This is a genomic window from Actinomadura violacea, assembly GCF_017573465.1.
GTDB lineage: Bacteria > Actinomycetota > Actinomycetes > Streptosporangiales > Streptosporangiaceae > Spirillospora > Spirillospora violacea.
In genome coordinates, this window is the sequence record NZ_JAGEPF010000005.1 from 317,325 (window position 1) to 336,086 (window position 18,762).

Here is an 18,762-nt window from a genome sequence, read left to right on the forward strand (position 1 = left end):
CGGCGGGGTGGGATGACCGGGTGGCCTTTCATCCCATATGACCCACCTGGGCGGCGGCGCGTCAAGATTGCGGGCCGTCCGCAATCCGGCCCGTCCCGGACGGGCCGGCGGCGGCGCGTCGCGTCAGGCGGCTTCCAGGGCGGCGCGGGCCATGGTGCGCAGGAGGTCGCCCATCGCGTCGCGGTCGAGGCCGGCGGCGCTGCGCGGGGTGGAGTTGAGCAGGCCGAAGCAGGCGTGGACGGCGGCGCGCGTGCGCCCGCCGGGCTGGCCGGGGCGCAGCCGCCGCAGCACGCCGACCCATTCCTCCACGTAGGCGCGCTGGAGCCGGCGGACCTCGTGGCGCTGCGGCTCGGGGACGTTGTCGAGTTCGCGCTCGTGGACGGTGATGAGCGCGGGGTTGTCGAGCGAGAAGGCGATGTGCCAGCGCAGCAGGGCGTCGAGGGCGCGGCCTGGGTCGGGGTCGGCGGCGCGGCGGACGCCCTCGGCGTGCAGCCGCTCGCTGATGTCGACGAGCATCTCGGCGAGGACGGCCTCCTTGCCGCTGAAGTGCCGGTAGAGGGCGGGGCCGGTGAGGCCGACGGCCCGCCCGACGTCGCCGATGGACGCCCCGTGGTAGCCGCGGCGGGCGAACAGCTCGGCCGCCGCGGCGAGGATCTCGGCGCGGCGCGGGTTCACCGCGGCGAGGGGCGGCTCGCCGCCGGTGTCGCCGGGCGCCGCCGCCGGGTAGGAGGTCATGAGAGGAGTCTAGACTAAGGTTGTTAACGAGCATTAACATCGGCGTTGTTAACGAGCATTAACTGGGAAGGGGACCATGAGCGGACCCGAGATCGGCAGCCTCGCCGACGCCGCCGGCGAGGCGTTCAAGGCGAGCGCCGCGCACAACGAGGCGCTGGCGGCCGAGCTGCGCGACCGCGTCGACCGGGCCGGGCGCGGCGGTCCCGAGCGGGCCCGCGAGCGGCACGTCGCGCGCGGCAAGCTGCTCCCCCGCGACCGGGTCGACACGCTGCTGGACCCCGGCTCGCCGTTCCTGGAGCTGTCCCCCCTCGCCGCGAACGGCATGTACGGCGACGAGGCCCCGGGCGCCGGGATCATCACCGGCGTCGGCCGGGTGTCCGGCCGCGAGTGCATGATCGTCGCCAACGACGCCACCGTGAAGGGCGGGACGTACTACCCGGTCACGGTCAAGAAGCATCTGCGCGCGCAGGAGGTGGCCCTGCACAATCGCCTCCCCTGCCTCTACCTGGTCGACTCCGGCGGCGCGTTCCTGCCCCGGCAGGACGAGGTGTTCCCCGACCGCGAGCATTTCGGCCGGATCTTCTACAACCAGGCGACCATGTCCGGACGCGGCATCCCGCAGATCGCCGCGGTCCTGGGCTCGTGCACGGCGGGCGGCGCCTACGTCCCGGCGATGAGCGACGAGGCGGTGATCGTCCGCGGCCAGGGCACGATCTTCCTCGGCGGCCCGCCGCTGGTGAAGGCCGCGACCGGCGAGATCGTCACGGCGGAGGAGCTGGGCGGCGGCGAGCTGCACTCCCGCACGTCCGGGGTGACCGACCACCTCGCCGAGGACGACGCGCACGCGCTGCGGATCGTCCGCGACATCGTCGGCACGCTCGGCCCGCGCGAGCCCCGTCCGTGGGAGATGGCGGCGCCGGAGGAGCCGGCGGTCGACCCGTCCGAGCTGTACGGGGTCGTCCCGCCCGATCCGCGCACCCCCTACGACGTGCGCGAGGTCATCGCGCGGATCGTGGACGGCAGCCGGTTCCAGGAGTTCAAGAAGGAGTACGGCGCGACGCTCGTCACCGGGTTCGCGCGGATCCACGGGCACCCGGTCGGGATCATCGCCAACAACGGCATCCTGTTCGGCGAGTCGGCGCAGAAGGGCGCGCACTTCATCGAGCTGTGCGACCGGCGCAGCGTCCCGCTCGTCTTCCTGCAGAACATCACCGGTTTCATGGTCGGCCGCGAGTACGAGGCGGGCGGCATCGCCAAGCACGGCGCGAAGATGGTCACGGCCGTGTCGTGCGCGCGCGTCCCGAAGTTCACGGTCGTCATCGGCGGGTCGTTCGGCGCGGGCAACTACGCGATGTGCGGCCGGGCATACTCGCCGCGCTTCCTGTGGATGTGGCCGAACGCCCGCATCTCGGTCATGGGCGGCGAGCAGGCCGCGAGCGTGCTCGCGACCGTCCGCCGCGACCAGATGGACGCCCGCGGCGAGGACTGGCCCGCCGAGGACGAGGAGGCGTTCAAGGCGCCGATCCGCGACCAGTACGAGGCGCAGGGCAACCCGTACTACTCGACGGCCCGCCTGTGGGACGACGGGGTGATCGACCCGCTCGACACCCGGCGCGTCCTCGGCCTCGGCCTGTCCGCCGCCGCCAACGCACCGCTGGAGCCGGTCGGCTACGGCGTCTTCCGGATGTGAGGCACTTGATGTTCGACAGCGTCCTGGTCGCCAACCGGGGTGAGATCGCCGTCCGCGTGTTCCGCACGCTGCGGCGGCTCGGGATCCGCGCGGTGGCCGTCCACACGGATGCGGACGCGGGCGCCCGCCACGTCCGCGAGGCCGACGAGGCGCTCCGCGTCCCGTCCTACCTCGACATCGACGCGGTGGTCGGCGCCGCGCGGACGGCGGGTGCGGCGGCCGTCCATCCCGGCTACGGGTTCCTGGCCGAGAACACCGCGTTCGCGCGGGCGTGCGGCGACGCGGGGCTGGTGTTCATCGGGCCGCCCGCGTCGGCGATCGAGGCGATGGGCGACAAGATCCGGGCGAAGCAGACGGTCGCGGCGGCGGGCGTCCCGGTCGTCCCCGGGCGGGACGAGCCGGGCCTGTCGGACGCCGAGCTGGAGGCCGCCGCGCTGGAGGTCGGCCTCCCGGTGCTGCTCAAGCCGTCGGCGGGCGGCGGCGGCAAGGGCATGCGGCTCGTCCGCGACGCGGCGGACCTGCCGGACGCGATCGCGTCCGCCCGCCGCGAGGCGCGCGGCTCGTTCGGCGACGACACGCTGCTCGCCGAGCGGTTCGTGGAGAACCCGCGGCACATCGAGATCCAGGTGTTCGCCGACACGCACGGCAACGCCGTCCACCTGGGCGAGCGCGAGTGCAGCCTGCAGCGCCGGCACCAGAAGATCGTCGAGGAGGCGCCGTCGCCGCTGCTGGACGAGGCGTCCCGCGCGCGGATGGGCGCCGCCGCCGTCGCCGCCGCGCAGGCGGTCGGGTACGTGGGCGCGGGGACGGTGGAGTACATCGTGTCCGCCGACCGCCCCGACGAGTTCTTCTTCATGGAGATGAACACCCGGCTGCAGGTCGAGCACCCCGTCACCGAGCTGGTCACCGGCCTTGACCTGGTCGAACTCCAGTTGCGGGTCGCGGCCGGCGAGCCGCTGCCGTTCGCGCAGGACGGCGTCCGCCTGGACGGGCATGCGATCGAGGCGCGCGTCTACGCCGAGGACCCGGCGCGCGGCTTCCTGCCGACCGGCGGCACGGTCCTGGCGCTCGGCGAGCCGGAGGGCGCCCGCGTCGACTCGGGTCTCGGCGTCGGGACGGAGGTCGGCGGGTCCTACGACCCGATGCTGGCGAAGGTGATCGTCCACGGCGCGGACCGCACGGAGGCGCTGCACCGGCTCGACCGCGCGCTCGCCGGGTACACGCTGCTGGGCGTCCCGACGAACGTGGCGTTCCTGCGCGCGCTGCTGAAGCACCCGTCCGTCGCGTCCGGCGACCTCGACACGGGCCTGGTGGAGCGCGCGCTCGACGAGCTGACCTCGGGCGGCGGCGTGCCGCCGGAGGTGCTCGCCGCCGCCGCGCTGGACCGGATGCTCGCCCTCGAACCCGCCGACGGCGACCCGTGGGCGATCCCGGACGGCTGGCGTCCCGGCGCGCACGCCTGGACGCCGTGGATCATCACCCCGTCCGGCGGCGAGCCCGTCGAGGTCCGCGTGCGGGGCCGCGCCGCGTCCGCGCAGGTGGCCATCGGCGACGGCGAGGCGGTCGCCGCGTCGCTCACCGGCACGACGCTCACCTACGGCGGCCGAACGGTCTCGTTCACCGCGGCCCGCGACGGCCGCACCCTGTGGCTCGGCCGCGACGGGCACGCGTGGGCGCTCGCCGAGCACGTCAAGGCGGAGGGCGGCGCCGCGGCGGACGCGTCCGGCGACGGCGTGCTGCGCAGCCCGATGCCCGGCACCGTCCTGGCCGTCAAGGTCGGCGAGGGCGACCGGGTGGACGAGGGCCAGCCGCTCGTCGTCGTCGAGGCGATGAAGATGGAGCACACCGTCACCGCGCCGCGCGCCGGTGTCGTGGCGCAGTTGCCGGCCCGCGCGGGCGCCCAGGTCGCCCTGGACGCGGTGCTGGCCGTGATCGAGGAGGCATGATGGCGACACCGCTGCCCGGCCTTCCCGACCGGGTCACGATCTACGAGGTCGGGCCGCGGGACGGGCTGCAGAACGAGAAGGCGATCGTCCCGGTCGAGGTGAAGTCGGAGTTCGTGACCCGGCTCGCCGGCGCGGGGCTGACCACGATCGAGACGACGAGCTTCGTCCATCCGAAGTGGGTGCCGCAGCTCGCCGACGCCGAGGAGCTGCTCGGCGTGCTCCCGCGCTCGGGGAACCTGCGGTACCCGGTGCTGGTGCCGAACGAGCGGGGCCTGGACCGGGCGCTCGCCAACGGCATCACCGAGATCGCGATCTTCGGGAGCGCCACCGAGACGTTCGCCCGCCGCAACCTCAACCGGACCGTGGACGAGTCGCTCGCCATGTTCGCGCCCGTCGTGGAACGCGCGCGCGCCGAGGGCCTGTGGGTGCGCGCCTACGTGTCGATGGTGTGCGGCGACCCGTGGGAAGGCGATGTCCCGATCGAGCAGGTCGTGTCCGTCGCGTCCCGGATGATGGAGCTCGGCTGCTCCCAGCTCAGCCTCGGCGACACGATCGGCGTCGGCACGCCGGGGCACGTCACCGCGCTGATCGAGGCGCTGGTCGCGGCCGGGATCGGCACCGACCGGCTCGCCGTGCACTTCCACGACACCTACGGGCAGGCGCTCGCCAACACCCTCGCCGCGCTGCGCGCCGGCGTCACCGTCGTGGACGCCTCGGCGGGCGGCCTCGGCGGCTGCCCGTACGCCGAGAGCGCCACCGGCAACCTGCCCACCGAGGACCTCGTCTGGATGCTGGACGGCCTCGGCGTCGAGACCGGCGTCGACCTCGCGGCGCTCGCCGCCACCAGCCGCTGGATGGCCGAGCGGCTCGGCCGCCCGAGCCCGTCCCGCGTCGTCCAGGCCCTGTCACCCACCACGGAGAAATGATGATCGACTTCAAGCTCACCGACGAGCAGGAGGAGCTGCGGCGCACCGTCGAGCGGTTCGCGCGCGAGACCGTCGCCCCGGTGATCGGGGACCTGTACGAGCGCGGCGAGTTCCCGTACGACATCGTCGCGGCGATGGGCAAGATGGGGCTGTTCGGGCTGCCGTTCCCCGAGGAGCACGGCGGGATGGGCGGCGACTACTTCGCGCTCTGCCTGGCGCTGGAGGAGCTGGCGCGGGTCGACTCGTCGGTGGCGATCACGCTGGAGGCGGGCGTCTCGCTCGGCGCGATGCCGGTCTACCGGTTCGGGTCGGACGAGCAGAAGGCGCGCTGGCTGCCGATGCTGACCTCGGGTGAGAAGCTCGCCGGGTTCGGGCTGACCGAGCCGGGCGGCGGCTCGGACGTCCCGGGCGGGATGCGCACCACGGCCCGGCTGGACGGCGACTCGTGGGTGATCAACGGGTCGAAGGCGTTCATCACCAACTCCGGCACCGACATCACCGCGTTCGTGACCGTCACCGCGTTCACCGGCGACGGCGAGATCTCCACGATCATCGTGCCGAGCGGCACGCCGGGGTTCACGGTCGGCCGCAAGTACTCCAAGGTCGGCTGGTCGTCGTCGGACACCCGGGAGCTGGCGTTCGACGACGTCCGGGTCCCGGCGGAGAACCTCGTCGGGGAGCGCGGCCGCGGCTACGCGCAGTTCCTGCGGATCCTGGACGAGGGCCGGATCGCGATCGCCGCGCTGTCGGTGGGCCTGGCGCAGGGCTGCGTGGACGAGTGCCTGCGCTACGCGGGCGAGCGGCAGGCGTTCGGCCGGGAGATCGGCCGCTACCAGGCGATGCAGTTCAAGATCGCCGACATGGAGGTCCGCGCGCACACGGCCCGCCTCGCCTACTACGCGGCGGCGGCGAGGATGCTGGCGGGCGAGCCGTTCAAGAAGGAGGCGGCGATCGCCAAGCTCGTCGCGTCGAACGCGGCGATGGACAACGCCCGCGACGCGACGCAGGTCTTCGGCGGCTACGGCTTCATGAACGAGTACGCGGTCGGCCGCTTCTACCGCGACGCGAAGATCCTGGAGGTCGGCGAGGGGACGTCGGAGGTCCAGCGGATGCTGATCGCCCGCGCCCTCGGCCTGCCCGCCTCCTGACGCGGGAGCGGGAGAGGGGGCGCGCGCCCCCTCCCCCGCTCACTGGACGAGGCGGTCGAGGACGGTGAAGGCGCGCAGGACCGTCTCGCGCTCCTCCTCGGTGCAGCGGTCCTGGAGGGCGCGGCTCAGCCATTCGTCGCGGGCCTGCCGGGAGCCCTCGACCCATTCGCGTCCGGCGTCGCTCGGCGTGACGAGCTGGCGGCGGCCGTCCTGCGGGTCGGGGTCGCGGCGGATCAGGCCGCGCTCCTCCAGCGCGCCGAGCGTGGCGGCCATGGACTGCGGGCGGACCCGCTCGGCGGCGGCCAGCGCGCTGGCGGTGGTCGCGCCGTCCTTGAGCAGCCGGCTGAGCACCGCCGCCTGCGACGGTGTGAGATCGTGGGCTCCGCCGATCTCGCGCAGCCTGCGGCGCAGCCGGCTGAACACGACCCGCACCTCCTGGGCGGCGCGGGCGGCCGACGGGGAGATGGGCTCGACGCTGTCGCTCATGGACCCAGGGTAAATTATTCAGTCCAACCTGTCCAGTTCAACCTGATCAATACGGGGACGCGCCCGGCCCGCGAGCCCAGCCGCCGCGACGGTGGCCGCGGCCACCGCGACCAGCACGGACCCGGTCGCGGTCAGCGTCCCCAAGGTGCCGAAGACCGCCACGCCGAGCGCGGTGCCGGTCTGCCGCGCGGCGTTGAGCGCGCCCTGCCCCGTCGCCGCGAGCCGCAGCGGGACGGCGGCGGCCATGTCGGCGATGCACGCCGGGATCGCCAGCGGGCTCCCGGTCCCGACCAGTACCTGGACGGCGAACACCGCCCACAGCGACGTCCCGCCTTCCGCGAGGACGAGCCCGCCCAGCACGTCGAGCGCCATCCCCGCGAGCATCACGCGCCGCGCCCCGAACCGGACGACGAGCCGCCCCGTGACCATCGGGACGAACGCCACCGGGACGGTCATCGGCAGGAACGCCAGCCCCGCCTGCAAAGCGGTCATCCCCCGCGCGTCCACCATCCACTGCGTCAGCGTGAACAGCAGGCCGTAGTAGACGAGCTGGGACGCGACCGCGACGACCAGGTCCACGCGGACCCGGCGCAGCGCCATCAGCGCGGGCGGCAGCACCGGTGACGCGGCCCTGCGCTGCGTCACCGGGAGCACCCCGACGGAGGCGAGCGCGGCGAGCAGCGCGACCGCGGGCGTGACCCGCAGCCAGCCGCGCGTCCCCGCGTCCACCAGCCCGAACGTCAGCGCGGTGAGCCCGGCGACCGACAGCAGCAGCCCCGCCCGGTCGATCGGGCGCGCCGCTCCCGACCGGTGCCCGCTCAGCCCGCGCGACGCCGCGAGCGCCAGCGCCGCGACGGGGACGTTCACCAGGAACACCGGCCGCCATCCGGCGAGCGACACCAGCGCGCCGCCGAGCACCGGGCCCGCCACGATGCCGAGCCCGGTGATCGAGACGAGCGCGCCGATCCGGCGGGACCGCTCGCCGGGGTCGGGGTAGAGGGCGGCGAGCAGCGCCATCGACGCGGGCACCAGCCCGGCGGCGGGCACGCCGAGCAGCGCCCGCCCTCCGATCACGAAGCCGACGCCGGGCGACGCGGCGCAGAGCAGCGAGACGGCGGCGAACGCGGCGAGCGCCGCCCGGTACACCCGGCGCGGGCCCCACCGGTCGGCGACCGAGCCGGACGCGAGCATCAGCCCGGCGAGGACCACCGTGTAGGCGTCCACCGCCCACGGCAGCGCCGCCGCGGGCGCGTGCAGGTCGCGCCCCATGCCGGGCAGCGCCACGTTGAGGATCGTCGCGTCCATCGCGATCATGAAGTTGCCGGCCGCGAGGCCGGCGAACCGGGCCGGGGCGCCCCGCCGGACCGGTGGGCTGTCGAGGATCGTCATGGCCACGACCCTCGCGGCCGGCCGCCGCGCCCGACAGGCCGTGGATCCGATGGGGCCATCGAAAAGTCCGATGGCATAATCCGGGCGTGGATTCGCGCTACCTCCGGGCCTTCGTCGCCGTGGCGGAGACCGGCGGCATCTCCGCCGCCGCCGAACGCCTCGGCTACGCCCAGTCGAGCCTCAGCACGCAGCTGCGCCGGCTGGAGGACGACCTCGGCGTCCCCGTCCTGGCCCGCACCAGCACCGGCACCGCCCTCACCGACGCGGGCCGCCGCCTGCTCCCCTACGCGGTGCAGTCCCTCGACCTGGAGGACCGGATGCGCCGCGCCGCCCGCGACGTGGCCCCGCGGCTGCGCGTCGGCGCCCTCGACTGCCTCGCCGACGAGTGGACGACCGACCTGCTCGCCGCCTTCCAGCACGGCGCCGCCGGGCCGGGCACGGCCTGCGAGGTCGACCTGTCCGTCGGCGACCGCGCGTTCCTCGCCGCCGGGCTGGAAGCGGGCCGCCTCGACCTGGTGTTCGTCTACGACAACGGCGTCCCCGCCACCGGCCCGCACGAGATCGTCGACGAGGACCGCGTCGTCCTGGTCGCCGCGCCCGAGCACCCGCTCGCGAAGGCGTCGCCGCTGGACCCCGCCGCGCTGATGTCGGCGGAGTTCCTCATCGTCAACCCCGAGTGCACGTCGGAGATGCTGACCCGCCGCTACGGCCGCGCCCTCGGCCCGGACACCCGCATCGGCATGGCCACCGGCTCCCTCGCCGCGCTGCGCCGGATGGCCGCGCTCGGCCGCGGCGTCGCGCTCATCCCCGAGATGGCCGTCCGCGCCGAGCTCGACGCGGGCGACCTCGTCCGGCTCGACCCCGCCGTCGACGACGTCACCGCCGTCCACATCGAGGCCCGCTGGCGGCCCGGCGCCGAACCCCTGGTCCGGCCGCTCGTCGCGCTCGCCCGCAGGTCCGCGGGCCTGGTGTCCGCCGCCGCGGGCCCGGGCCGGCCGGCTTGACGGGAGCGGGGCGCCGTCCGACGATGTCGATCATGGCGACGGAGGACGGGCGGCGGGCCGGGACGGGTCCCGGCGAGATCGCGGACGACGGCTCGGCGGTCGAGTTCTACGCGGCGCTGCCGCCGGACGTGCCGAGCGCGGCGCTCGTCCACACGGCGATCCCGGCCGGCACGCCGGTCCTGGAGCTGGGCGCGGGCGCCGGGCGCGTCACCCGCCCCCTGATCGACTTCGGTCACCCGGTGACGGCGGTGGACGGCTCCGCGGCGATGCTCGCCCGGATCGAGGGCGCGCGCACCGTGTGCTCGCCGATCCAGGAACTGGACCTGCCGGAGCGGTTCGGCTGCGTGCTGCTGATGTCGTTCCTGGTCAACTACGGTGACCGGGACACCCTCCTCGCGACCTGCCGGCGCCACGTCCGGCCGGACGGCGTGGTGATCGTCCAGCGCGATACCGACGGCCGCTGGCGCGACGACGCGCCCCGCGCATGGGAGCGCGGTGGCGTCCACTACCGGAAGGCGTACGTCGAGCATCCGGAGCCCGGGGTCGTCGTGGCGACGATGGAGTACCGGATCGGCGAGCGCCGCTGGACGCACACCTTCACGACCCGGCGCCTCGGCGACGAGGACCTGCCCGCGGTGCTGGAGGCGGCGGGCCTTCGCCTCGACGGCTTCCTTGACGACGACGGCGCCTGGTTCACCGCGCGCCCCCGCTGACCTCCCCGCCGCTTTGTCGGACCCGTGCGCCACATTGGTCCATCGAAAGCGGAACCGATGCGTGCGGAGAACCGATGGACGAGCGGGCTTGGTGGGACCTGATCGAGGACGCGCGGGCCGCGGCGGGCGGGCACGCCGACGACCGCGACTCCCCCGACGACCCGCTGATCGGCCTGGTCACCGACCGGCTCCTCGCGCTGGACGGCCCCGGCATCGTCGCGTTCGACGCCGCCCTCACCCGGGTCCTCGACGCGGCGTACCGGTGGCCCCTCTGGAACGCCGCCTACCTCATCGAAGGCGGCTGCGGCGACGACGGCTTCATGGACTTCCGCGCCGGGCTCGCGCTGCTGGGACGCGAGGTGTTCACCCGCGCCGTCGACGATCCCGACTCGCTGGCCGACGTCCCCACGGTGGTGCGGATGGCCAAGGAGGACAAGGGCTGGATAGGCGCGGAGGGCCTGCTCTATGCGGCCGTCAACGCCTACGAGCGCGTCATCGGAGGGCGCGAGTCGTTCGACACGGCGGTGGAAACGGCCTTGCGCTCGATGCGGAGTCTCGAACACCCCCTGGGCGAGAGCTGGGACGTCGAGGACGACGCCGAGACCCGGCGCCGCCTGCCCCGCCTCGCCGAGTTGTTCCTCTGAACGTCAGTGCTCGGTGTTCTTGTAGACCTTCGGTTTCTCCGCCTTGCCGGGGAAGACGACGAGCAGGTGGTGCTCTCTCGGCGGTTCGTCCATTGTCGCCTCGGGCGCGTTTCTCCCCCTGACGTAAATGCGGATCCGGTAGCGGCCGGGCCCGGCGGCGTTCACCGCCGGAAAGGGAAGCAGACCGTCCATCGACATCAGACGTGCCCGGCCGCGCGGGTTGTCGACCCCGACCTCCTCGACGCGGTCCCAGCCCCTCGGCGCGAGCGGCGGCGCCTTCCTGTACACGCGGACGGTCAGGCAGAGCGGCCCCTCGGTCCCCGCGATCACCGTGGCCCCATGGCCCGCGCTCGCGATCAGCCCTTCCTTGATGGCGGGGTCGAAGGAGGCGCCGAGGCCGTCGCCCTCGTCCTCGACCGTGTAGCTCCCGCTCTCATCCCCGTCGATGACGTGCGTGGCCTGGCGGACCGGTCCGAACCCCTTCGGAACTCCGCGCCGGCAGAACGCCTCGGCCTTCGCCCTTTCCCGTTGATATCTCGTGTGGAGGGCGGCCAGCGAACGCTGTTGGGCCGCCTGCCGTTCGTCCGCTTTTCCTGGGCACAGGTATGCCATGTCCTGGAGTGAGACGGGGGCGATGCCCGGCCGCACTCCGTTCGTCATCGGCTCTTCGCCGCGGCATGCGCGGCGTCCGGCCTCGATCTGTTCGGCGTCGGAAAGCGAGTCATGGCGCATGGGTCCGCCCGAGTAGCCCATGAGGAAGCCGCGGCGCGAGCAGAGGAAGGCGATCTGCCTCTCGTGCCGCGACAGGCTCGCCATCGCCGCCGTGAAGGACGTCCGCTCGGACGCGGCGGCGTATTTCACACGCCGGCATTCGTCCTCGCTCGTCCCGTACCTGCGCGGAAGCTCCCGGTCCGCGGCGACGGACAGCAGGAGCCCGGCGGCGACCGTCCCGCCGACCAGGCGGACGGTCCGGCGGCCGGGCCGGCAGGTGGACGCGAGGATCAGGAGTACGGGCACCGCCGCGAAGATCCAGCGCGCCACCTCCCAGCCGCCGAAAGGCAGCCACATTCGCGTGCATTGCGTCCCCCAGCGCGCCACGTCGTATCCGTAGAGGACCGGTTCGGGCAGCGTCACCGCCCCGAGAAGCAGCGCCGCCGCCCATCCGATGGCGCGGCGCCGGACCAGCAGCCAGAGCAGGAACGCCGGAAGGACCACCAGGATCGGCCAGGTGTGCAGGAGCCGGTAACCAGGGAAGGACCAGAGCCTGATCTGGTGCCAGAAACCTTGGCAGGCACCGATGCTGGTCAGCCCGACCCCGAAGGAGAGCCTGGACGTCGCCGGCCCGAGCAGCGAGGTGCCGGCTTTCTCCAGGCCCGGTTCCGCGGTAATCGCGACGGCGACGATCCATAGCCGCATCTGTGCGCGCTGGCTCCATTGAGACACAGCCACCTGACCCTAGTGAACGACAAGCTCCCTTTCGCCACCTTTCCCGTGACTGCGCACAGCGACGAAGCGGACACCCTCCGACATAGAATCTCTTATAGCTTGACAGCTAATACCATTAGCCATAACTTGTAGCTAACGCCATTAGCCAGGAGGTCAAGGACATGAGCACCGTCACCGCACCCGCCGCCCGCGAGACCGCCGCCCGCAAGCACCTCGCCCTCACCGCCGTCCGCCGCGGCGCCTGGGCGGCGAACGGGCTGTTCTGGTCGGCGTTCGCCGTCCTCGAAGGGGTCAACCACGGCTGGCTCGCCGGCCTCGTGGCCGGGGCGTTCTTCATCGCGCCCGACCTGACCTTCCTGGCCGGGGTGCGCGACGCGCGGACCGTGGAGCCCGGTCAGCTTCCGGCGCGCGCCGTCCCGTACTACAACGCCGCGCACCGCGCGCTGGTCCCGCTCGCCCTCATGGTGCTCTACACGGTCACGCCGCCGATGCAGTGGGCTCCGCTGTTCGCCGGGCTCTGCGGCTGGATGGCGCACATCTCGATCGACCGCGCCGTCGGCTACGGCCTGCGCACCAAGGACGGCTTCCAGCGCGGCTGACCCCCGCCACCGGGCCCGCGCTGACGGCGCCGCTACGATCGCGGACGGCGTGAACTGACGCGAGGTGCCCCTCGGGGAGAATCGGGAAGCCGGTGCGAATCCGGCACGGGCCCGCCGCGGTGACCGGGGAGCCGCCGCCCATGCGCGAAAGCGCGGCCACTGGCCGTCAGGCCGGGAAGGCGGGCGGTGAGGCGTCGATCCGGGAGTCCGAAGACCGGCCTCGCTCCGATGGCCGCCCGCCCGGGCGGGCGGCCCGACCGCAGCGGGAGCCTGCCCATGAACCTGTACGACGTCATCCACCGCCGCCGCGACGTGCGCGCCGAGTTCACCGGCGCACCGATCCCGGACGGCGTCCTCGACCGGGTCCTGACCGCCGCGCACGCCGCGCCGAGCGTCGGCCTCTCGCAGCCGTGGGACTTCGTCCTGGTGCGCGACCCGGACGTCCGCCGCGCGTTCCACGACCACGTCCGGTCCGAGCGGGACGCGTTCGCCGCCACCCTGACCGGCGACGCCGCCGGCCGCTTCGCCCGCATCAAGATCGACGGGGTGCTCGAATCGACCGTGTCGGTCGTGGTCACCTACGACGCGGAGCGCGGCGGCCCGGCGGTCCTCGGCCGGCACGCGATCGCCGACGCGGGCCTGTACTCGGTCTGCCTGGCGATCCAGAACCTGTGGCTCGCGGCGACGGCGGAGGGGCTCGGCGTCGGCTGGGTGTCGTTCTACCGCGAGCCGCACCTGCGCGACCTCCTCGGCATCCCGGCGGGCATCCGGCCCGTCGCCTGGCTGTGCGTCGGGCCGGTCACCCACCTGGAGACCGTCCCGGATCTCGAACGGCACGGCTGGCGCCACCGCCGCCCCCTGGACGCCGCCGTCCACCACGACCGCTGGTGACCCCGCCACCTCGATATTCGGATGCGCGCAACGCGCCCGGCACGTGATCATGCACGGATGGACGCGGTACGCATCAGGCGCATGACGCGCGACGACCTCCCCGCGGCGCAGCGGGCGTCGGCGGTGACGTTCCTCGAAGGCGACCGCCTCACCCGCCGGGTGAGCGAACCGGAGCCGGAACCGCCGACGGAGGAGCAGTCCCGCCGGTGGATCGACCGCATGGACCACTTCCTGTCCGTCGATCCGGACGGCTGCTGGATCGCCGAAGAGGGCCGGGACGTCGTGGGCTTCGCCATCTCCCAGAACCGCGAGGGACTCTGGTACCTGGCGACCTACGGCGTCCTGCCCGGCAGGCAGGGCAAGGGCATCGGCAAGCGCCTGATGGACGCCGTCCTGGCGCACGCCGGCGACCGCCCCGGACTGTTCTCCGCGACGGTGCACCCGGCGGCGACTCGCCGCTACCGGCTGGCGGGCTTCACCCTGCACCCGCAGATGCGGATGGTCGGCACCGTCGACCGGTCCACGCTCCCCGCCCTGCACGGCCTGCGGGAAGGGCGAAGCGGCGACCTGGAGTGGATGGACGGCCTCGACACGGCCGTCCGCGGCGCGGGCCACGGCCCCGACCACGCGCACATGCTGGAGACGCTGCGGCTGGTCGTCGCGGACGGGCCCGGCCGGCGCGGCTACGTCTACATCGACGAGGCCGGCGGGCGTCCCGCGCTGCTGGCCGCCGACCGTCCCGAGACGGCGCAGGACCTGCTGTGGGAAGCGCTCGCCGCGGCGCGCGGCGAAACGCTCGTCAACTGCATCACCACCGGCAACCACTGGGCGGTGGACGTCGGTCTCGCCGCCCGCCTCGACATCGGCCAGGAGGGCTACATCGCCGTCCGCGGTATGCCCGAGCCCGCCCCCTACCTCGCCAGCGGCCACTACCTGTAGGCCCGGGCTGAGAAGGGGTGGGGCGGGACCGGGCAACCAAAGGACGTGACCCCCCTCCATCCTCCGAGAAGGGCTCCGCATGGCCACTCCCCCGGCAGCGCGGGACGAGCCGTGACGGGCGCCCCCTCCCAGACCGGCGCATCGGCGGAGCAGGAACCGTCCGACGCCGACATCGTCACCGCCGCCCAGCGCGACCCCGAACGGTTCGCGGACCTCTTCGACCGGCACTACCGGGACATCCACCGCTACGTGGACCGGCGGCTCGGCGCGGACGCCGCCGACGACATCGCAGCCGAGACGTTCCTCATCGCGTTCCGGCGCCGCGCCGCGTTCGACACCGCGCACGCGTCGGCGCGGCCCTGGTTGTACGGCATCGCGACGAAGCTGATCAGCCGGCACCGCCGCGACGAGCAGCGCCGCTACAAGGCGATGGCCCGGATGCGCACCGCCGACGTCGTCGAGAGCCACGAGAGCAGCGTGACCTCCGCGGTGGCCGCCGCGAGCTTCGGGCTGAGCCCCGCCCTCGCGCGGCTGCGGCACGGCGACCGCGACGTCCTGCTCCTCGTGGCGCTCGCCGAACTCAGCTACCCGGAGGTCGCCGAGGCCCTGGGCATCGCCTACGGGACGGTCTGCTCGCGGCTGAGCCGCGCCCGCAAACAGGTCCGCGAGGCACTGCGCGCATCGGGACACGATGAGGAGGACGACCATGGATGACCTCACCCTCATCCAGCACCTGCACTCCGCCGAACGGCCCCCGTCCCTCGTCACCGCCGAGGCGGCCCGCCGGCGCCTGGTGGCCGAGGCGACCGGACGCCGGCGGCACCGGCGGATCGCGTCGCTCCCCCGGCCGAACCGGACGACGACGCTCATCGCGGCGGCCACCGCGTGCATCCTCGCCGGCGGCACCTGGACGGCCTACCGCGGGGAGTCGCCGCCTCTCGTGGAGGCACGGCCCTCCCCGCTCGGACCCCTCGTCGACCAGAACGGCCCCGCGTCCACGTTCCTCCTCGCGGCCGCGGACGCGAAGACACGGCGCCTGTCGAACGGGCGGCTCTGGTACGTGCACCGCGTGGTGGGCGAGTCCGCGGTGGTGTCGTCCACCCGGCATCACGGCGTCCACTACACCGTCCAGATCACCAAGGACACCTACGACCTCAGCGCGAAGTCGGCGAAGGAGTTCGGCCCTCTCCGCGGCGAGAAGTCGCCGTCGACAGGCTTGAGCTGGGACGACCCGCACGTCGGCATCCGCCCAGCGACACCCGCCGACGGCCGGGCCTGGAAGGCGGACCACCAGCCCGGTGCAAGCCGGCTCGGCCTCAAGAGCCCCGACGTGGAGCACGCCCCGTTCAGGCAGGAAGGCGCAGAGCTGGACTTCGGCGCTGCCACCGCGCGCCGCCTGCCCACCGACCCGTCGAAGCTCCGGGCATGGCTCCTCGACTACGCGACCAGGCCGGACCACAAGGCGCTGCGCGATCCGGACCTCTACCTGTTCCAGAACGCGCCCGCCCTGCTCGCCGACCGGGCCGTCAGCGACCGGGTGCGGATCGCCACGTACCGCATGCTCGCCCGGCTCCGCAACGCCAAGACGATCAACGCCGAGGACGCCGCCGGACAGCGAGGCCAAGGCGTCGCCATGAGGCAGACCACCCGCGACTACGGCACCATCGAGTGGCAGCTCCTCATCGACCCCGCGACCGGACGGCTCACCGCCAGCCAGGCCATCGTCGTGACCCACGGCCCGAAGAACGCGGGCATGCGCCCCGGCACGCGGCAGTACTTCGAGATCGTCAAAGCGGCCGACTGGACGAACGCGCCCCGCGACAGCCTTCTCCCGAAATGGATCCTCGACCCGACCCAGCGCCCCTGACGCCCTCCGCACAGCGTTGACTTGCGGCGTGTCGGCCTTAAGAAGACGTCCATAAGGCCGACACGCCGCAACTCAACGAACCGCCGCGTCAGCGAGCGAGGTCGAAGGAACCGGCCTTGACGTCGTCGAGCAGCGCCGCCCACCCGTCCGGCGCGACGGCCAGCACCGCCCCGTCCGGATCCTTGGAGTCCCGCACCGCCACCCGCCGCTCCGTCTGCGCCACCTCAACGCACTGGCCCTCGCCGCCGCTGCTGTGGCTGCTCTTCCGCCACGCAGGGGCGACCTCGACACACGAGGAACCTTGGCTCCCGCTACGCCTACTCTTGCGCCACGCGGCCGCGACCTCGACGCACTCCGATCCCCCGCTTCCGCTGTGACTGCTCTTGCGCCACGGGGAGAAGACAAGCTGCTCACTGGTCATGACTCTGACAATAGCTGTTCGATCATGGCACGGGAATCAGATGGCGCGAGCGCGACCGCCCTAAGGTGATCGAAGACGACATCGTAGCTTCGAACCTCGTCGGGATCCTCGAGGTACCAGCCGGTTGTTAGGTTCTCCACCAGAGTTACCGACAGGTCGTTGGTGGTCAACGTAGTAAACGAGCCATTAAGGCCAGCGTGACCACTAACTGCAAACGGCAGAACTTGAAGAGTTACATTGGAGAGCCAAGAAAGCTCCACCAGGCGCCTGAGCTGGATCTTCATCACTTCACATCCACCAAACTGCTGACGAAGAGCACCCTCGCTCACGATCGCCCACAAGTGGGGCGGGTCGCCTTTGAAGAGCACCTGCTGTCGACGCATACGAATTTCCGTCAAAGCTTCGACATCGGGAGAATCCCCCTGACAGATACCGCAAGCGTTGACCGCGTAGGCATATTCTTTGGCCTGCAGGAGACCGGGTATGAGATGAAGCTGAAAAGAATTCATCGAAGTCGCTTCAGCTTCAACCGAGATGTAGTCCAGCGTTGTTGACGAGAGGTTGCTCTCGTAGCGCAACCACCAGCCCTTCTTTCCGGAGTCTTTGGCCAGCCCGAAGAGACACTCTCGTTCATCCAGGTCGGTGAGGCCGTAGCGGTCGAGCATGTTCTCCAGGGCGGGCCGGCGGATGCCGCGTTTGCCGGTTTCGAGTTTGCTGAGCGAGGACGGGGTGCGGTTCAGCAGGCGGGCGGCCTTCTGGAGGGTGAGCCCGCGGTCCTCGCGGATGGCGCGAAGGCGCTGGCCGAGCTTGCGGCTTCGCATGGTCGGGCGCTGCGCGTTCTCCATGGCGTAATCATGCCTTGACTTTGCGTGACGGTGAAGGTTTCCAACGAAGGCGGCAACAGTGCCTCAGTCAAAAGTGACTGGGGACCGCGTGCCGGAGGACTTGGAGCCGAGGCCGGGGAACGCATCGCTCGGCGGGGGATGTCCGGCTCATTCTTTTCGGCGACAGCGACGCGAAGGGAGTGAGCGATGACTGCGCCGACCACGAGGTTCGACGCGCTTCTGTTGCCGGGGATGGACCGGGCGGTGGGGCATGCGCGGCGCTGGCTGCGGGACGTGCTAAGCCGCGAGCACCCGTGCCTGGACGACGCGGCGCTGTGCATGAGCGAGTTGCTGACGAACGCGCTGCGCTACACCGAGTCGGGGCGGGCGGGGCAGATCCGCGTGGAGGTGACGCACTCGGCGCGGGCGGTCCGGATCGAGGTGATCGACGACGGCCGGGCTGCGACGACCCCGCATGTCGCCGCGGCGGGCGAGCTGGACGTCACCGGTCGCGGTCTGCGGATCGTCGCGTCCATCGCGCGGGACTGGGGAACGGAGCTGCGCGGCAAGGGGCGCGCCGTCTGGTTCGAGCTCTAGCCACTGCGGGTCAGGACGCCGCCGGCGTGGCGTCGGTCAGTGGCTTCTGCGGGTAGGCGCGGAGCACGAGGGACGTGGTGACGGGGCCGTACCGGGCGAGTGCGTCGACGACTTCTTCGAGCCGTCCCGCCTGCGGGCAGTGGACGTCGAAGATGAGGCAGTCCTCCCCGGTGACCCTGAGGACGGAGGTGATCTCGGGAGTCCGGGAGGCGAAGTCCAGGGCGGGTGGGAGCCTGGCGTGCGTGGTGCGCAGCCGGACGACCGCGTGGATGTTCAGTCCGAGGGCTTCCGGATCGACCAACGCCCGGTAGCCGGTGATGACGCCGTTCTTCTCAAGCCGCTGGATGCGCGCGCCGGCCGCGGGCTGCGAGAGTCCGACGCGGCGTCCGACCTCCGCGCCGGTCAGCCGGCCATCGGCCTGGAGCAGGGCGAGAATGTCCCGGTCTATCCGGTCGAGTGATTCCATCGTCGTCCGCACCATCTTCTTTGAGATCACT

At 72.7% G+C, this 18,762-nt stretch carries 20 protein-coding genes and 1 riboswitch; of the genes, 13 read left to right on the top strand and 7 right to left on the bottom strand.

The genetic code is table 11. The annotated features are described in order from the left end of the window. Nucleotides 1–123: 123 nt before the first annotated feature. Nucleotides 124–735, bottom strand: coding sequence for a TetR/AcrR family transcriptional regulator (locus J4709_RS09270; protein ID WP_208239093.1), 612 nt, complete (start codon nt 733–735; stop codon nt 124–126). Between the two features lie 76 nt (nt 736–811). Here J4709_RS09270 and J4709_RS09275 point away from each other — a divergent pair, with 76 nt between their 5' ends. Genes J4709_RS09275 through J4709_RS09290 form a run of 4 tightly spaced genes read left to right on the top strand, consistent with a single transcriptional unit; the run spans nt 812 to nt 6,445 of the window. Further along, the gene (locus J4709_RS09275) at nt 812–2,425 is read left to right on the top strand and encodes a carboxyl transferase domain-containing protein (protein ID WP_208239095.1); all 1,614 of its coding nucleotides are present in this window, start codon (nt 812–814) and stop codon (nt 2,423–2,425) included. Between the two features lie 8 nt (nt 2,426–2,433). Next, the gene (locus J4709_RS09280) at nt 2,434–4,371 is read left to right on the top strand and encodes an ATP-binding protein (RefSeq protein ID WP_208239097.1); all 1,938 of its coding nucleotides are present in this window, start codon (nt 2,434–2,436) and stop codon (nt 4,369–4,371) included. Beyond that, nucleotides 4,368–5,297, top strand: a complete 930-nt coding sequence (locus tag J4709_RS09285) for a hydroxymethylglutaryl-CoA lyase (RefSeq protein WP_208239099.1) — start codon at nt 4,368–4,370, stop codon at nt 5,295–5,297. The genes J4709_RS09280 and J4709_RS09285 overlap by 4 nt, the downstream gene beginning before the upstream one ends. Continuing rightward, complete coding sequence (locus tag J4709_RS09290) at nt 5,297–6,445, top strand: acyl-CoA dehydrogenase family protein (protein ID WP_208239314.1); 1,149 nt, start codon at nt 5,297–5,299, stop codon at nt 6,443–6,445. Before J4709_RS09285 ends, J4709_RS09290 begins: the two co-directional genes overlap by 1 nt. 39 nt (nt 6,446–6,484) lie before the next feature. Here J4709_RS09290 and J4709_RS09295 read toward each other — a convergent pair whose 3' ends face one another. Both J4709_RS09295 and J4709_RS09300 read right to left on the bottom strand, forming a co-directional pair. After that, nucleotides 6,485–6,931 carry a MarR family winged helix-turn-helix transcriptional regulator gene (locus tag J4709_RS09295; RefSeq protein WP_208239101.1) on the bottom strand — a complete coding sequence of 149 codons (447 nt, stop codon included), beginning with the start codon at nt 6,929–6,931 and terminating at the stop codon, nt 6,485–6,487. 18 nt (nt 6,932–6,949) lie between these two features. Next, nucleotides 6,950–8,320 carry an MFS transporter gene (locus J4709_RS09300; protein ID WP_208239104.1) on the bottom strand — a complete coding sequence of 457 codons (1,371 nt, stop codon included), beginning with the start codon at nt 8,318–8,320 and terminating at the stop codon, nt 6,950–6,952. A gap of 86 nt (nt 8,321–8,406) precedes the next feature. On the opposite strand from J4709_RS09300, the gene J4709_RS09305 reads away from it, so the two are divergent. The 3 genes from J4709_RS09305 to J4709_RS09315 all read left to right on the top strand — a co-directional run bounded on the left by J4709_RS09305 (nt 8,407) and on the right by J4709_RS09315 (nt 10,681). Then, the gene (locus tag J4709_RS09305) at nt 8,407–9,324 is read left to right on the top strand and encodes a LysR family transcriptional regulator (protein WP_208239106.1); all 918 of its coding nucleotides are present in this window, start codon (nt 8,407–8,409) and stop codon (nt 9,322–9,324) included. A gap of 32 nt (nt 9,325–9,356) precedes the next feature. Then, nucleotides 9,357–10,037: a class I SAM-dependent methyltransferase gene (locus J4709_RS09310; RefSeq protein WP_208239108.1), complete on the top strand. Its 681-nt coding sequence runs from the start codon at nt 9,357–9,359 to the stop codon at nt 10,035–10,037. 74 nt (nt 10,038–10,111) lie between these two features. Continuing rightward, nucleotides 10,112–10,681: a DUF4240 domain-containing protein gene (locus J4709_RS09315; protein ID WP_208239110.1), complete on the top strand. Its 570-nt coding sequence runs from the start codon at nt 10,112–10,114 to the stop codon at nt 10,679–10,681. Nucleotides 10,682–10,684: 3 nt separating this feature from the next. Here J4709_RS09315 and J4709_RS09320 read toward each other — a convergent pair whose 3' ends face one another. Then, complete coding sequence (locus tag J4709_RS09320; RefSeq protein ID WP_208239112.1) at nt 10,685–12,097, bottom strand: G protein-coupled receptor family protein; 1,413 nt, start codon at nt 12,095–12,097, stop codon at nt 10,685–10,687. 191 nt (nt 12,098–12,288) lie between these two features. Here J4709_RS09320 and J4709_RS09325 point away from each other — a divergent pair, with 191 nt between their 5' ends. The 5 genes from J4709_RS09325 (at nt 12,289) to J4709_RS09345 (ending at nt 16,423) form a co-directional block, all read left to right on the top strand. Further along, complete coding sequence (locus tag J4709_RS09325) at nt 12,289–12,726, top strand: DUF4260 family protein (protein WP_208239114.1); 438 nt, start codon at nt 12,289–12,291, stop codon at nt 12,724–12,726. Between the two features lie 45 nt (nt 12,727–12,771). Further along, a riboswitch (cobalamin riboswitch) is annotated at nt 12,772–12,963 on the top strand. A gap of 39 nt (nt 12,964–13,002) precedes the next feature. After that, complete coding sequence (bluB, locus tag J4709_RS09330; RefSeq protein ID WP_208239125.1) at nt 13,003–13,617, top strand: 5,6-dimethylbenzimidazole synthase; 615 nt, start codon at nt 13,003–13,005, stop codon at nt 13,615–13,617. A 57-nt stretch (nt 13,618–13,674) separates the two neighbouring features. After that, nucleotides 13,675–14,556 carry a GNAT family N-acetyltransferase gene (locus tag J4709_RS09335; protein ID WP_208239127.1) on the top strand — a complete coding sequence of 294 codons (882 nt, stop codon included), beginning with the start codon at nt 13,675–13,677 and terminating at the stop codon, nt 14,554–14,556. Nucleotides 14,557–14,667: 111 nt separating this feature from the next. Further along, nucleotides 14,668–15,270, top strand: coding sequence for an RNA polymerase sigma factor (locus J4709_RS09340; RefSeq protein WP_208239129.1), 603 nt, complete (start codon nt 14,668–14,670; stop codon nt 15,268–15,270). After that, nucleotides 15,263–16,423: a hypothetical protein gene (locus J4709_RS09345; protein WP_208239131.1), complete on the top strand. Its 1,161-nt coding sequence runs from the start codon at nt 15,263–15,265 to the stop codon at nt 16,421–16,423. Before J4709_RS09340 ends, J4709_RS09345 begins: the two co-directional genes overlap by 8 nt. A gap of 88 nt (nt 16,424–16,511) precedes the next feature. On the opposite strand, the gene J4709_RS09350 is transcribed toward J4709_RS09345, so the two are convergent. Both J4709_RS09350 and J4709_RS09355 read right to left on the bottom strand, forming a co-directional pair. Then, on the bottom strand, nt 16,512–16,844 hold the full coding sequence (locus J4709_RS09350) for a DUF397 domain-containing protein (RefSeq protein ID WP_208239133.1): 333 nt from the start codon (nt 16,842–16,844) through the stop codon (nt 16,512–16,514). Then, nucleotides 16,841–17,689 (bottom strand): helix-turn-helix domain-containing protein, encoded by an 849-nt coding sequence (locus J4709_RS09355; RefSeq protein ID WP_208239135.1) that lies wholly within the window; start codon nt 17,687–17,689, stop codon nt 16,841–16,843. Before J4709_RS09355 ends, J4709_RS09350 begins: the two co-directional genes overlap by 4 nt. A gap of 186 nt (nt 17,690–17,875) precedes the next feature. Here J4709_RS09355 and J4709_RS09360 point away from each other — a divergent pair, with 186 nt between their 5' ends. Then, the gene (locus tag J4709_RS09360; RefSeq protein ID WP_208239137.1) at nt 17,876–18,265 is read left to right on the top strand and encodes an ATP-binding protein; all 390 of its coding nucleotides are present in this window, start codon (nt 17,876–17,878) and stop codon (nt 18,263–18,265) included. 10 nt (nt 18,266–18,275) lie between these two features. Here J4709_RS09360 and J4709_RS09365 read toward each other — a convergent pair whose 3' ends face one another. Next, complete coding sequence (locus J4709_RS09365; protein WP_208239139.1) at nt 18,276–18,731, bottom strand: Lrp/AsnC family transcriptional regulator; 456 nt, start codon at nt 18,729–18,731, stop codon at nt 18,276–18,278. Nucleotides 18,732–18,762: the final 31 nt, after the last annotated feature.